The organism is Aquipuribacter nitratireducens (assembly GCF_037860835.1).
GTDB lineage: Bacteria > Actinomycetota > Actinomycetes > Actinomycetales > JBBAYJ01 > Aquipuribacter > Aquipuribacter nitratireducens.
Genome location: NZ_JBBEOG010000001.1, coordinates 636,941 through 651,267, shown reverse-complemented (window position 1 = coordinate 651,267; position 14,327 = coordinate 636,941). Strand labels below are relative to the sequence as shown.

At 76.2% G+C, this 14,327-nt stretch carries 10 protein-coding genes; 8 read left to right on the top strand and 2 right to left on the bottom strand.

What is annotated here, in order from left to right:
* Positions 1 to 30: 30 nt before the first annotated feature.
* Genes WAB14_RS02840 through WAB14_RS02815 form a run of 6 tightly spaced genes read left to right on the top strand, consistent with a single transcriptional unit; the run spans position 31 to position 7,732 of the window.
* Positions 31 to 2,103 carry a TPM domain-containing protein gene (locus tag WAB14_RS02840; RefSeq protein WP_340267170.1) on the top strand — a complete coding sequence of 691 codons (2,073 nt, stop codon included), beginning with the start codon at positions 31 to 33 and terminating at the stop codon, positions 2,101 to 2,103.
* A gap of 48 nt (positions 2,104 to 2,151) precedes the next feature.
* Positions 2,152 to 2,877: a PspA/IM30 family protein gene (locus WAB14_RS02835; RefSeq protein ID WP_340267168.1), complete on the top strand. Its 726-nt coding sequence runs from the start codon at positions 2,152 to 2,154 to the stop codon at positions 2,875 to 2,877.
* Positions 2,874 to 3,101: an acyl-CoA carboxylase subunit epsilon gene (locus WAB14_RS02830; RefSeq protein ID WP_340267166.1), complete on the top strand. Its 228-nt coding sequence runs from the start codon at positions 2,874 to 2,876 to the stop codon at positions 3,099 to 3,101. The genes WAB14_RS02835 and WAB14_RS02830 overlap by 4 nt, the downstream gene beginning before the upstream one ends.
* A complete protein-coding gene (locus WAB14_RS02825) occupies positions 3,098 to 4,891 on the top strand; it encodes a DUF885 domain-containing protein (RefSeq protein ID WP_340267164.1) in 1,794 nt (597 codons plus the stop codon). Before WAB14_RS02830 ends, WAB14_RS02825 begins: the two co-directional genes overlap by 4 nt.
* Positions 4,888 to 5,571: a Maf family protein gene (locus tag WAB14_RS02820; protein ID WP_340267162.1), complete on the top strand. Its 684-nt coding sequence runs from the start codon at positions 4,888 to 4,890 to the stop codon at positions 5,569 to 5,571. The genes WAB14_RS02825 and WAB14_RS02820 overlap by 4 nt, the downstream gene beginning before the upstream one ends.
* 31 nt (positions 5,572 to 5,602) lie before the next feature.
* Positions 5,603 to 7,732 carry a methyl-accepting chemotaxis protein gene (locus WAB14_RS02815; RefSeq protein WP_340267160.1) on the top strand — a complete coding sequence of 710 codons (2,130 nt, stop codon included), beginning with the start codon at positions 5,603 to 5,605 and terminating at the stop codon, positions 7,730 to 7,732.
* Between the two features lie 385 nt (positions 7,733 to 8,117).
* On the opposite strand, the gene WAB14_RS02810 is transcribed toward WAB14_RS02815, so the two are convergent.
* Both WAB14_RS02810 and WAB14_RS02805 read right to left on the bottom strand, forming a co-directional pair.
* Entirely contained in the window at positions 8,118 to 9,671 is a 1,554-nt protein-coding gene (locus WAB14_RS02810) for an acyl-CoA carboxylase subunit beta (RefSeq protein ID WP_340267158.1), read from the bottom strand.
* Positions 9,668 to 10,846 carry an acyl-CoA dehydrogenase family protein gene (locus tag WAB14_RS02805; RefSeq protein ID WP_340267155.1) on the bottom strand — a complete coding sequence of 393 codons (1,179 nt, stop codon included), beginning with the start codon at positions 10,844 to 10,846 and terminating at the stop codon, positions 9,668 to 9,670. Before WAB14_RS02805 ends, WAB14_RS02810 begins: the two co-directional genes overlap by 4 nt.
* Positions 10,847 to 10,962: 116 nt before the next feature.
* Here WAB14_RS02805 and pta point away from each other — a divergent pair, with 116 nt between their 5' ends.
* On the top strand, positions 10,963 to 13,092 hold the full coding sequence (gene pta / locus WAB14_RS02800; RefSeq protein WP_340267153.1) for a phosphate acetyltransferase: 2,130 nt from the start codon (positions 10,963 to 10,965) through the stop codon (positions 13,090 to 13,092).
* Positions 13,089 to 14,312 (top strand): acetate/propionate family kinase, encoded by a 1,224-nt coding sequence (locus WAB14_RS02795; protein WP_340267151.1) that lies wholly within the window; start codon positions 13,089 to 13,091, stop codon positions 14,310 to 14,312. The genes pta and WAB14_RS02795 overlap by 4 nt, the downstream gene beginning before the upstream one ends.
* The last annotated feature ends 15 nt before the right edge of the window (positions 14,313 to 14,327 follow it).

The window sequence follows — 14,327 nt, the reverse complement described above, 5'->3', positions numbered from 1 at the left end:
GGTCACGGCGTGATGGCAGGATCGGGAGCCGTGGTGCCGACGCTGACGGGGATCCCGGCGGAACCGCCCTTCGCCCTGCAGGACCAGGTGGTCGACGAGGCCGGTGTCCTCGACGTCGCGGCGGCGGAGGCCGCCGTCCAGCAGACCGCGGAGGACGTCGGCACGGACCTCTACGTCGTGTTCGTCGACAGCTTCGACGGCGTCCCGGCCGAGGAGTGGGTGCTCGACACGGGCGGCCTCACCGGCCTCGACGGCTCCGACGCGATGCTCGCCGTCGCGGTCGAGGACCGCGACTTCCGGTTCGAGCCGCCGGCCGACCTCAGCACCGCCGAGGTCTCGGCAGTGCAGGAGGCGGTGGTGCCGGAGCTGTCCGCCGACGACTGGGACGGCGCCGTCGAGGCGGCGGCGTCGACCCTCGCCGACGTCGTCGCCGCCGAGGGCACCGGCGGCGCGCCCGTCGAGGAGGCCGCGGCTGACGGCGGCGGGTTCTCCGGCCTCGCGGTGTTCCTCGTGCTCGGGGTCGTCGGTCTCGCCGTCGTCCTGGGGCTGCTCGCCCTCGCGAACCGGCGCCGACCCCGCCTGCCCGCCCACGTCGTCGCGGAGCGCCGCGGCGAGACCGGCTGGACGACCGTCCCGACGCCGGAGCTCGAGCAGCGGGCCGGCTCCGCGCTCCTCGCCGCCGACGAGGCCCTCCGGGAGTCCGAGCAGGAGCTGATGTTCGCCCGCGCCCAGTTCGGGGACGAGGCGACCGGCGCGTTCGACGCGGCCGTCGCCGCCGCGCGCGCCGACCTCACGCGCGCCTTCGAGGCCCAGCACGAGCTCGACGAGCTCCGCCGCCGCGGCGACGTGCCGGAGGTCCAGCAGCGGCGGCTCCTCGTCGAGGTGCTCGAGCGCACCCGCGCGTCCGACGAGTCCCTCCAGGCGCAGGCGGAGTCGATGAGCACGCTGCGCGACTACGAGCGGACGCTGCCGTCGCTCCTGCCCCGACTGCGGACCGTCGTCGACGAGGTCGAGGCGCAGGTCGAACGGGCCGACGCGACGCTCGCACGGTTGCGCGCCACCTACGACGAGGCCGCCGTCGACCCCGCCCGGGACAACGTCGACCACGCCCGCGAGCTGGTCGCGTTCTCCCGCGAGCGCCTCGCGGAGGCCGAGCGCCACGTCGCCACCGGGACCGCCGGCGAGGGTGCGGTGGCCGCGCGTGAGGTCGAGGCGTCCCTCGCCCGCGCGGCCGAGCAGTCCCAGGCGGTCGGCGACCTCGACCGGCACGTCCGTGACGCCGTCGTCCAGCTGCCCGGCGCGACGGCCGACCTCCGCGCCGACCTCGCCCAGGGCGAGGGCGTGCTGGCCCGGGGCGGCACGGACGACCTCGCGGGCGCGGTGGCCCGGGCCCGGGCGGCCGTCGCGGAGGCCGAGCGGCAGCTCGCGGCGTCGGGCGGTGCCGCCGCACCGGCGGACCGGCAGGTCGCAGGCGCCACGGGCACGGCGCTCGCGGTCCGGGCCGGTGACCCGCTCGGGGTGCTGCGACGCGTCGAGGCGGCCGACGAGGCGCTGGCGAGCGCCCTCGAGGCGTCGTCGGCGGCGGGACGGGAGCGTGCCCGCGCCGAGGCCGCCCTCGAGCACGCCGTCGTCGCGGCCCGCGCCGACGTCGAGGAGGTCGAGCGCTTCATCGCGACCCGACGCGGCGCCGTCGGCAACGGTCCCCGCACGCGCGCCGCGCACGCCCGTCACCTCCTCACCACCGCCGAGCAGCAGGCGGCCACGGACCCCGTGGCGGCGCTGCAGGCCGCGCGTGCCGCCGACCGCGAGGCCGACCAGGCCCTCGCCGACGCGCGCCGGGAGGTCGACCGGTTCCGTGACCCGGACGACGACTGGCGGGGTCCGTGGAGCGGCGGGCGGCGGCAGGGCGGGGTGGACGTCGGCGGCATCGCGATGGGCGTCCTCCTCGGCAGCATCCTCGGCGGGGGCGGCCACGGTGGTGGCGGCGGAGGCGGCGGAGGCGGCGGTGGCGGGGGCTTCGGCGGAGGCGGCTTCGGCGGTGGCTTCGGGGGTGGCTTCGGGGGCGGCTTCGGCGGAGGCGGCGGTTTCGGCGGCAGCTTCTAGGCGCGTCAGGTACACGCAGCGAACGACACACTCACGACAGGAGCAGGCATGTCCCAGCAGTCCATCTTCGGCCGCATCTCCCAGCTCGCGCGGGCGAACATCAACGCCCTCATCGACGGCGCCGAGGACCCCGAGAAGATGCTCGACCAGATGATCCGCGACTACACCGCCAACATCACCGAGGCCGAGCAGGCCGTCGCGCAGACCATCGGCAACCTCCGGCTCATGGAGGCCGACCGCGACGAGGACGCCGCCGCCGCCCGTGACTGGGGCAGCAAGGCGATCGCCGCGAGCACCCGCGCCGACCAGCTGCGCTCCGCCGGCAGCGGCGCGGAGGCGGACCGCCTCGACGGGCTCGCGAAGGTGGCGATCGAGCGGCAGATCAAGGCCGAGCAGGACGCCTCCGCCCTCGACTCGCAGATCACCGCGCAGCAGGAGGTCGTGACGAAGCTGCGCACCGGCCTCGACGGCATGAAGGGCAAGCTGCAGGACCTCAAGCAGCGCCGCGACCAGCTCGTGTCCCGCCAGAAGGTCGCGCAGGCCCAGAACCAGATGCACGACGCCATCAAGAGCATCGACCTCGCCGACCCCACGAGCGAGCTGTCCCGCTTCGAGGAGAAGATCCGCCGCGAGGAGGCCCGGGCCCTCGGCGCCGCCGAGCTCGCCGCCTCGAGCCTCGACCGGCAGTTCGCCGAGCTCGAGGACGCCGGCACCGCCATCGAGGTCGAGTCGCGGCTCGCGGCGCTCAAGTCCGCGCAGCAGGACCGGCAGTGACGGACGCGGTGACGGACGGCCCACCCGTGCTGCGGGTCGTCCGCGGCCGGCCGTCGGACGCCGAGGTCGCGGCGCTCGTCACCGTGCTCCAGGCGGTCGCCGCGACCCCGGCGGCGAGCGCGCCGGCGCGGCCGGCGCCGCTGTGGGGAGCGCCGGCGACGCTGGTGCGCCGGGGCACCGGCCCGGCGGGCTGGGGCGGGCCGTCGGCTACCGTGCCGCGGTGACCGACGCCCTCACCCCCGATCCCGTCCCCGAGCCCGACCGGCCGGCCGGCGGATCGGGGCGGCACATCGAGCCGCTCGTGACCGCGCAGACGGGGATCGCGCCCACCGTCCCGCTCGGGGTCCGGGAGCGGACGCCGGTCGACGAGCTCGTCGACGGCTACCTCGACGAGTACGCCGCGCTCGACCCGGAGTCCGCGACGCGCATGGGTGTCGCGGGGCACGACACCCGCCTCACCGACCACTCCCCCGCGGGGATCGCGGCCCGGACCGCCCTGCACCGGCGGGTGCGAGCGGAGGCGGACCGGTTGCAGCCGGTCGACGACGTCGACGCCGTCACCCTCGACGTCCTCCGCGAGCGCACGGGGCGCGAGATCGCCCTGGCCGAGGCCGGGGAGCCGGCGCGGGCCCTCGACGTCCTCGCCTCGCCGGTCCAGAGCATCCGCGAGGTGTTCGACCTCATGCCGACCGCGGGCACCGACGACTGGGCGGTCCTCGCCGAGCGGCTCCGCGCCGTCCCCGACGCCGTCGCGTCGTACCGGTCGGCGCTGCGGGAGTCCGCGGCCGCCGGCCGGGTGCCGGCGCGTCGGCAGGTGCTCGGCTGCGCCGCCCAGTGCGACGACAACGTCGGACCCGGCGGCTTCTTCCGGGCGCTGGCCGGTCGCGCCGCCGCCGGCCACGGCGTCCCGGAGACGCTCGTCTCGGAGCTGGAGCGACTCGGTGCGGGGGCGTCCCAGGCCTACGCCGACCTCGCCGGTCACCTGCGGGAGGAGCTGCTGCCCGTCGCCACCGACACCGACGCCGTCGGGGCGGAGCGGTACGCGCCCCGCCTCGCGTACGCCCTCGGTGACGACGTCGACCTGCGCGACACCTACGACTGGGGGGTCGCGGAGGTCGAGCGGCTCACCGACGAGGGGACGACCGTCGCCCGTGCGCTCGGGGCCGGCAGCGTCGCCGAGGCCGCGCACCTGCTGGAGGCCGACGCGTCCCGGCGCGTCGAGGGGGCGGAGGCGTTCCGGGACTGGATGCAGACGGTGTCCGACGAGGCCGTCGACGCGCTCGCGGGCACCCACTTCGACGTCCCCGACGAGATCCGCCGGCTCGAGTGCCGCATCGCCCCGAGCCACACGGGTGTCGTGTACTACACCGGGCCGAGCGAGGACCTCTCCCGCCCGGGGGCCATGTGGTGGTCCGTGCCGAAGGGGATGACGTCGTTCTCGACGTGGCAGCAGCGCACGACCGTCTACCACGAGGGCGTCCCGGGCCACCACCTGCAGATCGCGCAGACGGTGCTGCGGGCCGCGACGCTCAACCGGTACCGGCGCACGGGCGTGTGGGTGTCCGGTCACGGCGAGGGGTGGGCGCTGTACGCCGAGCGGCTCATGGCCGAGCTCGGGTTCCTCGACGACCCCGCCGACCGGCTCGGTCTCGTCGCCTCCCAGCTCCTGCGCTCGGTCCGGGTCGTCCTCGACATCGGCGTGCACTGCGGCTTCGAGGCGCCCGCGGCGGCCGGTGGCGGGGCCTGGGACTACGAGAAGGCGTGGGCCTACCTCACCGGGCACGTACCCGAGCCGGAGGCCACGCTCCGCTTCGAGCTCGACCGCTACCTCGGCCACCCCGGTCAGGCGCCGTCGTACAAGGTGGGCGAGCGCGTGTGGCTGGCCCTGCGGGACGAGGCCCGGGCGCGCGACGGCGAGTCGTTCGACCTCGCCGCCTGGCACCGGCGGGCGCTCGACCTCGGCTCGGTCGGCCTCGGCACGCTGCGCCGGGCCCTCACCCCCGCCGCCGCGTGACGCGGCTCGTCCTCGCGTCGCGCTCGCCCGCCCGGCTCGCGACGCTCCGCTCGGCCGGGGTGGACCCGCTCGTGCGGGTGAGCGGCGTCGACGAGGACGCCGTCGTCGCGGCCTACGGCGTCGACGACCCCGCCGACGTGGCGCTCCTCCTTGCCCGGGCGAAGGCGGAGGCCGTCGCGAGCGTCCTCGTCGCGGACGGCGTCGACGGCGAGGGCGTCGACGGTGGGACGGGCGTCCTCGTCGTCGGGTGCGACTCCGTCCTCGACCTCGACGGGCTGCCGTTCGGCAAGCCGGGCACGGCGGAGGTCGCCCGCGAGCGCTGGCGGGCCATGCGCGGTCGGACCGGCGTGCTGCGGACCGGGCACTGGCTCGTCGACCTCCGCGACCCGGACGACGGCGGGTCCGGCGCCTCGGTCGGGGAGCTCGCGAGCACCGTCGTCCGCTTCGCCGACCTGGCCGACGACGAGGTCGACGCCTACGTCGCGACCGGGGAGCCGCTGGAGGTGGCGGGCGCGTTCACCATCGACGGTCTCGGCGGGGCGTTCGTCGAGGGTGTCGACGGCGACCCGCACGCCGTCGTCGGCATCGGGCTGCCGACGCTGCGTCGCCTCGTCGGGCAGGCCGGGCTGCCCTGGCACGCGCTGTGGGCCGCGGCGGGGCCGGCCGGCACCCGGGACTAAGGTCCCGGGCCGCGCGGCCGATCCGTGTGCCATGCCGCGCCCTCCCCTGTCGCTGCGCGCCCGCGTGGTCGTCGTGTGCCTCGTCGCCGTCACCGTCGCCACCGGGGCCGTCGCCTCCGTCACCGTCGTCCAGTCGGCCCGCGCCGGCGCCGTCGCCCACGAGGAGAGCGAGGCGTTCATCCGGGAACGCGCCGCCGCGAGCGCCGAGGCGCTGTTCGGGACGGTCAACGCCGTCGGGTCGAAGACGAGCGGCGAGGTGCAGACCGCCCTGCGGGTCGCGAGCGACCAGCTGCAGCGACGCGGCGGGACGGGCCCCGGCGACGACACGGTGTCGTGGGACGCGGTCGACCAGCTGACGAAGGAGGCGACGCCGGTCGAGCTGCCGCAGGTCCTCCTCGGGGGTACGTGGCTGGAGCCCGAGCGCTCCACCGAGGTGCGGGTGCCTCTGCTCGACGACGTCGCGGACCTCACGGGCGCGACCGTCACCCTGTTCCAGCGCATGAACGACGAGGGCGACATGCTCCGGGTCGCGACGACCGTCCGCACCGTCGACGGGGACCGCGCCATCGGCACGTACATCCCCGCCACGGGCCCGGACGGCACGCCCAACGCCGTCGTCGCCTCGCTCCTCGCGGGCGACACCTACCTCGGCAACGCCTTCGTCGTGAACGCGTGGTTCGAGAGCGCGTACCAGCCGCTGCTCGACGAGTCCGGTGAGGTCACCGGCGCCCTGTACGTCGGCATCCAGCAGCAGGCCGTGCCGGAGCTCGCGGAGGCGGTCACCGCAGCGGCGCTCGGCGAGGCGGGCAGGACATTCGTCGTCGGGACGGCGGGCACCCGGGCGGGCGTGTACGACGTCGCCGCCGACCCGGCCCTCGTCGGCACCTCCGCCGTGGAGGCCGAGCTCGACGCCGACGGTGCACCGTGGCTCACCGGGGTCCTCGCGGAGGCCGTCGAGCTCGAGCCGGGCGCCACCGGCACCCGGACCCTCACGCTCGCCCCGCTGGAGGACGGCGGTGCGCCGCGGGTCGTCACCGCCGGCTTCGCCTACTACCAGCCGTGGGACTGGGCGCTCGTGAGCGTCGTCGCCCACGACGACTTCGCCGCCACCGCCGAGCGCCTCGACGCCGTCGAGCGCCAGACCTTCGTCGCGATCGCCGTGGCTGCCCTCGTCGCGGTCCTCGTCGCCGTCGGGGTGGGCGCCCGGCTCGCCCGGCGGGCGACCGCGCCCGTCGCGGCCGCCGCCCGCGCGGTCGCAGAGATCGCCCGCGGTGGCGACGGCGACGGCGGGCTCACCGGGGCCAGCGAGGCCCTCGCCGTCGCCGCGCGCGGCACGGCGGACAGTGCGCGGACGGTGTCGTCGTCGGCGGCCGAGGTCCGCAGCGACGCGGAGTCGACCGCGGCGGCGCTCGAGGAGCTGACGACCGCCAACGTCGAGATCTCCCGCACCCGGGAGCCGCTCGCGGAGGTCGTCGAGCGGCTGTCCGGCGACGTCGAGCAGGTCCGGCGCGCCGCCGTGGAGGTCAGCGCCATCGCCGACCAGGCGGGGACGGCGGCGGGTGCGACGACCGCGGTCGTCGCGCGGCTCGACGAGGCGGGCGAGCAGGTCGCCGCCAGCGTCGGCGCCATCATCGGCATCGCCGCGCAGACGAAGCTCCTCGCGCTCAACGCGGGCATCGAGGCGGCGCGGGCCGGTGAGGCGGGCCGGGGCTTCGCCGTCGTCGCGACCGACGTCAAGCAGCTCGCCGACCAGTCCGACACGGTCAGCCAGCAGGTCCGGGCCTCGGTCGAGGCGATGCGCACCGAGACCGACCAGGCGAAGGCCGCGATGGCCCAGATCGTCACGACCGTCGCCCGCATCCGGGAGCTGCAGGAGCTGGTGGCCCGGGCCACGCAGCACCAGGCGGAGGGCACCCACGAGCTGGTGCGCAGCCAGTCGCACGTGGACGCCGCGCTCGCCGAGCAGTCGACCGCGATGGCGCACGTCGCCGAGGCGGCGGCGCGGATCGCGCGGGCGTCCGACCGCATCGCCGCCGAGGTGGACGCGGTCGCCGAGCGCGCGGCCCGCACGACGAGCGTCTCCGACGACGTCGCACGGGCCGCCCGGGCGATGACGACGACCTCGGACGACCTCGCGACCATCGTCGACGGGCGCCGCTGACCTCGACGCCGCGGCGGGGCGGGGCGTGTCGCGTCCACAACCCCTGCCCCGCAGCGATCGGAGCGCCCTCGCGGGGCGTGTCGCGTCCACAACCCCTGCCCCGCAGCGATCGGAGCGCCCTCGCGCGGCGTGTCGCGTCCACAACCCCTGCCCCGCAGCGATCGGAGCGCCCTCGCGCGGCGTGTCGCGTCCACAACCCCTGCCCCGCAGCGATCGGAGCGCCCTCGCGCGGCGTGTCGCGTCCACAACCCCTGCCCCGCAGCGATCGGAGCGCCCTCGCGCGGCGTGTCGCGTCCACAACCCCTGCCCCGCAGCGATCGGAGCGCCCTCGCGCGGCGTGTCGCGTCCACAACCCCTGCCCCGCCGGGGTTGTGGACGCCCGTCCTCAGACCGGCCAGACCGCGTGGCGGCGGTCGGAGAACTCCCGGTGCGTCCGCGCGGCGTACGCCAGGCGCCGGACGAGGTCGGCCCGCAGGTGCTCCGGCTCCACGACCGCGTCGATCACGAGGTCGCTCGCGAGCCGGCGGAGGTCGACGTCCGCCAGGTACTCCGTGCGCCGCTGCGCGACGAACGCCTCCCGCTCGGCCGGGTCCGCGATCGCGGCGATGTGGTTGGCGTACACGGCGTTGACCGCCGCCTCGGGACCCATGACGGCGATCGCGGCGGTCGGCAGGGCGACGCACGCGTGCGGGGCGAAGCCCGGCCCCGCCATCGCGTACAGCCCGGCGCCGTACGCCTTGCGGAGGACGACGCTCACCTGCGGCACGGTCGCCTCGCTCACCGCGGCGACCATCTTCGCGCCGTGCCGGATGATGCCGGCCCGCTCGACCTCGCTGCCGATCATGAAGCCGGGCACGTCGGCGAGGTAGACGAGCGGGATCCCGAAGGCGTCGCACAGCGTGACGAAGCGGGCCGCCTTGTCGGCGCTGTCGACGAAGAGCACCCCGCCCTTGACGGCGGAGTTGTTCGCGACGACCCCGACCGTGCGCCCCTCGAGGCGGGCGAGCCCGACGACGAGCTCGGGCGCGAAGAGCGGCTTGATCTCGAAGAACGAGTCGTCGTCGACGAGGCCGTCGATGACGGTGTGGACGTCGAACGGCTCGGACTCCCGCGCCGGCACGTCACCGGTCCGCAGCGGTCGCACGGGCGGCTCCGGGGTGTACGTCGGCGGCTCGTCGCGCCACGTCGCCGGCATGTAGGACAGGTAGAGCCGGGCCTGCTCGATGGCGTCGGCGTCGTCGGAGGCGAGCAGGTCCCCGCAGCCGGACACCGTGCAGTGCATGCGCGCCCCGCCCATCTCCTCCAGCGACACGTGCTCCCCCACGACCATCTCGGCCATCCGGGGGCTGCCGAGGTACATCGACGCGTTGCCCTCGACCATGATCACGACATCGCAGAAGGACGGGACGTACGCCCCGCCGGCCGCCGAGGGCCCGAACAGGCAGCACACCTGCGGGACCTTCCCCGACAGCGCGACCTGGTTGTGGAAGATGCGCCCCGCACCGCGGCGTCCCGGGAACAGCTCGACCTGGTCGGTGATGCGCGCCCCGGCGGAGTCGACGAGCCACACGATGGCGAGCTGCTCGCGGAGCGCGGTCTCGGTGGCGCGGACCATCTTCTCGACCGTCCGGGCGCCCCACGAGCCGGCCTTGACCGTCGGGTCGTTCGCCACGACGACGACCGGGCGGCCGTCGACCGTGCCGCGGCCCGTGACGACGCCGTCGGCGGGGAGCCCCACCGCGGTGCCGTTGGCGAGCCGGCCGTCCTCGACGAAGGACCCCTCGTCGCACAGCAGCGCGACCCGCTCGCGGACGGCGAGCTTGCCCGCCTTCTCCAGCCGCGCCCGGCCCTTCTCGTCCGGCGCCGCCGTGCGCTCCTGCGCCTCGGCGAACCAGTCGGTGAACGACGGCCGGTGCGTGCTCTCCGAGGTGCCCGTCATGCCACGGGCAGGCCGAGCCCACGGGCGAGGACGAGGCGCTGCACCTCGCTCGTGCCCTCCCCGATCTCGAGGATCTTCGCGTCGCGGTAGAAGCGGGCGACGGGGTACTCCTCCATGAACCCGGCACCGCCGAACACCTGCGTGGCGAGGCGCGCGGCGTCCATCGCGACGGTCGAGGTGTGGAGCTTCGCCTTGGCGGCGGCGTCGCGGACCTCGGCGGCGCTCGCGCGGCCCTGCCGCTGCTCGTCCTTGAGCCACGCCGCCTTGTACGTCAGGAGGTGACCCGCCTCGACGGCGGTCGCGAGGTCCGCGAGGGGGAACGCCACGCCCTGGTTGCGCCCGATGGGCGCCCCGAACGCGACGCGGGTGCGGGCGTACTCCGTCGCGAGGTCGAGGCACGCGCGGGCGGAGCCGAGCGCGAGCGCGGAGATCGCGATGCGCCCGTCGTCGAGGATGGCGAGGAACTGCCGGAACCCCGCCCCCCGCTCGCCGAGGAGGTGGTCCTCGGGCACCCGGCAGCCGGAGAACGACAGCCCGTGGGTGTCGGAGGAGTTCCAGCCGAGCTTGCGGTACGCCTGCTCGACGGTGAACCCGGGCGTGCCCGCGGGGATCGTGATCGCGCTGATCTCGGCGGAGCCGTCGTCGCGGGTGCCGGTGCGGGCGGTGACGGTGACGACGCTCGTCAGCTCGGTGCCGGAGTTCGTGATGTAGCTCTTCGCGCCGTCGACGACCCACTCGCCGTCCTCGAGGCGCGCCTTCGTGCGGGTGGCACCGGCGTCGGAGCCGGCCTCCGGCTCGGTGAGCCCGAACGCCGCGAGCGCGCGGCCCTCGACGAGGTCGGGCAGCCACCGCTGCTTCTGCTCGTCGGTGCCGAACGTGAGGATCGGGTTGATGCCGAGCCCGACGCCTGCGGACAGGGTGATGCCCGCCGACTGGTCGACGTAGCCCAGCTCCTCGATCGCCACGCACAGGCTCGTGAAGTCCCCGCCGGCGCCGCCGTGCTCCTCGGGCACGACGAGCCCGAACAGCCCGAGCTCGCCCATGAGCGGGACGAGGTGGGCGGGGAAGTGGTGCGTCTCGTCCCACTTCGCGATGTGCGGCGCGATCTCGGCCGCCGCGAAGTCCCGGACGACTGCGCGGAGGTCCTCGTGGTGCTCCGCCAGTGCGAACGTCATCGGTCGCTCCCTCTGGGCGGCCGAGGGGTGGTGGCCGCTCCTCGCTGAGCCTATCCGGCGTCGTCCCGACCGCTGACAGCGTGCCGCGAGCGGGGCCCGTCACTAGCGTGGCCGTCATGAGCACCGCCCTGTTCCTGCTGAGCACGGAGGCGGAGAGCGGCAAGTCGGCGCTCGCGCTCGCCCTGTTCGAGGCCATGGCCCGCCGGGTCGCCCGCCCGGCCGTGTTCCGCCCGGTCACGCGCGAGGGCGAGGCGGACTTCGTCGTCGACCTCCTCCTGAGCCGCCTGCCGGAGGCCGCGCGCCCCGCCGCGGCGGACTGCGTCGGGGTGACGTACGACGAGCACCACGCCGACCCGGACGCCACCCGGCCGCGCATCGTCGCGCAGTTCCGGCGCCTCACCGCCGAGCACGACGCCGTGCTCGTCGTCGGCAGCGACTTCACCGACGTCGGGGCCGCCAGCGAGCTCGCGACCAACCTCGACCTCGCCCAGGACCTCGCCGCGCCCGTCGTCGCGGTCGTCACCGGGCGGCACAGCGACGGCCGGCGCGAGCCCGGCGACGTCCGCGCCGCCGCCGACCACGCGCTCGCCCAGCTGCGCGCCCGCCACCTGCCCGTCGTCGGGCTCGTCGCGAACCGCTGCGACCCGGACGCGCTCGAGGCGGTCCGGGACGAGGCGACCGCGTCGCTGCGCGAGGCCGGCATGACGGAGGTGCCGCTGGCCGTCGTGCCCGAGCTGCCGCTCCTCGCCGCCCCGACGCTGCGGCAGATCGCCGACGCGACCGGCGCGCACCTCGTGAGCGGCGACGAGGCGGACCTCGACCGTGCGGCCGTCGACGTCATGGTCGCCGCGATGACCCTGCCGCACATGCTCGAGCGGCTCGTCGACCAGGCGGTCGTCATCGTGCCCGGGGACCGCTCCGACGTCCTCGTCGGCACGCTCGCCGCCGCGCACGCCGACACCTTCCCCACCCCGTCCGGTCTCGTCCTCACCGGCGGCTTCGAGCCCGACCCCGTGACGGCGCGCCTGGTCGCGGGCTTCACCCCGAGCCCGCCCGTCGTCGTCGCCCCCGGCTCGACCTTCGAGGTCGCGACCGTCGCCGCCGGGCTCCGCGGGCGCATGCGGGCCGGGTCCGAGCGGAAGATCGAGGCGGCGCTGCAGCTCGCCGCCGAGCACGTGCCCGCCGAGGCGTGGCTCGACGGCGTCGCGCTCGCGCCGAGCGAGGCCGTCACGCCCGTGATGTTCACCCACGACCTGTTCGAACGCGCGCGCGCCGACCGCCGCCGCATCGTCCTGCCGGAGGGCACGGAGCCACGGGTGCTGCGCGCCGCCGAGCGGGTGCTGCGGCGCGGGGTCGCCGACCTCGTGCTCCTCGGGGACCCCGACGAGGTGACGGCCGCCGCGGTCGCGGCCGGGGTGGACGCGTCCGTGCTCCAGCAGGCCGAGGTCGTCGACCCCGTGCACGACGAGCGCCGGGACCGGTACGCGGAGACGTACGCCCGGCTGCGCGCCCACCGCGGGGTGACGCCCGAGCAGGCCCACGACGTCGTCACCGACGTGTCGTACTTCGGCACGCTCATGGTCCACGCCGGCGAGGCGGACGGGATGGTGTCCGGCTCGGTCCACACGACCGCGCACACCATCCGACCCGCGTTCGAGATCATCCGGACCCGGCCCGGGGTGTCGGTGGTGTCGAGCGTCTTCTTCATGCTCCTGCCGGACCGCGTGCTCGTGTACGGCGACTGCGCGGTCGTGCCGAGCCCCACCGCCGAGCAGCTCGCCGACATCGCGGTGTCCTCGGCGGGCACCGCGGAGGCGTTCGGGGTGGAGCCGCGCGTCGCGATGCTGTCGTACTCCACGGGCACGTCCGGCTCCGGCGAGGACGTCGACCGGGTCCGCACCGCGACGGCCCTCGTGCGGGAGCGCCGCCCGGAGCTCCTCGTCGAGGGCCCGCTGCAGTACGACGCCGCGGTCGACCCCGCGGTCGCGGCGACCAAGCTGCCCGACTCCCCCGTCGCCGGACGCGCGACGGTCCTCGTGTTCCCGGACCTCAACACCGGCAACAACACGTACAAGGCGGTCCAGCGCTCCGCGGGCGCGACGGCCGTCGGGCCCGTGCTCCAGGGGCTCAACGCCCCCGTCAACGACCTGTCCCGCGGCGCGACGGTCGACGACATCGCGACGACCGTGGCGGTGACCGCCGTGCAGGCGCAGGAGACGGAGCGGTCGGCGGGGGCGGCGTCGTGAGCGTCCTCGTCGTCAACGCCGGCTCGTCGTCGCTGAAGTACGCCGTGCTCGAGCCCTCCGACGACCCGACGGCGCCGGCGCAGCGCCTCGGCGGCGGCCTCGTCGAGCGGATCGGGTCCGGCGGCGCCCGGCTGCGCCACGACGGGCCGCACGGGCGGGCCGTCGACGGCGAGGCCGTCGACGCCCCCGACCACGCCGCCGCGCTGCTGGTCGCCGCGGACGCCATCCGCGCCCACGGCCCAGCCGCCGACGACGTCACCGCGGTCGGGCACCGTGTCGTCCACGGCGGCGAGGACCACTCCGGTCCGGTCGTCGTCGACGACGCCGTCCTCGCCCGGATCGAGGAGCTCGCGGTGCTCGCGCCGCTCCACAACCCGGTCAACGCCGCGGGCATCCGGGCGGCGCGCGACCGCTTCCCCGACGTCCCGCACGTCGCGGTCTTCGACACGGCCTTCCACGCCGACATGCCGGCCGGTGCGGCCACGTACGCGGTGCCGGGCGACTGGCGGCGGGAGCACGGCGTCCGCCGCTACGGCTTTCACGGCACGTCCCACGCGTACGTGTCGCGGACCGCCGCCGCGTGGCTGTCGCGCGAGCGCGGGGTGCCGGCGGAGGCCTCGCGCGTGGTCGTGCTCCACCTCGGCAACGGCGCGAGCGCGTGCGCGGTTCTCGGCGGGCGCAGCGTCGACACGTCGATGGGGCTGACCCCGCTCGGCGGGCTCGTCATGGGCACCCGGAGCGGGGAGGTCGACCCCGCCCTGGCCGGGCACCTGCGCCGGGTCGCCGGGCTCGACGCCGAGGCCGTCGAGACGGCGCTCAACACGGCGTCCGGGCTGCGCGGTCTGTGCGGCGACAGCGACCTCCGCGACGTCGAGCGCCGGGCCGACGGCGGCGACACCGACGCCCGTCTCGCGCTCGAGGTGTACGCCTACCGGATCCGTGCCTACGTCGGCGCCTACGCCGTCGCCCTCGGCGGCCTCGACGCGCTCGCCTTCACCGCAGGGGTCGGGGAGAACTCCGCCCGGGTGCGCCGCGACGTCTGCCGGGGCCTCGGCGTGCTCGGGGTGCGGCTCGACGAGGGACGCAACGACGCCGCGGCCTCGCAGCCCGGTGAGGTCGGGGTGCTGAGCGAGGACGGCAGCCCGGCCGCGGCTCTCGTGGTCCCGACCGACGAGGAGGGCGAGATCGCCCGCCAGGCCCTCGACCTGCTGCGCGGCTGAGGGCGCCGCCGGGGG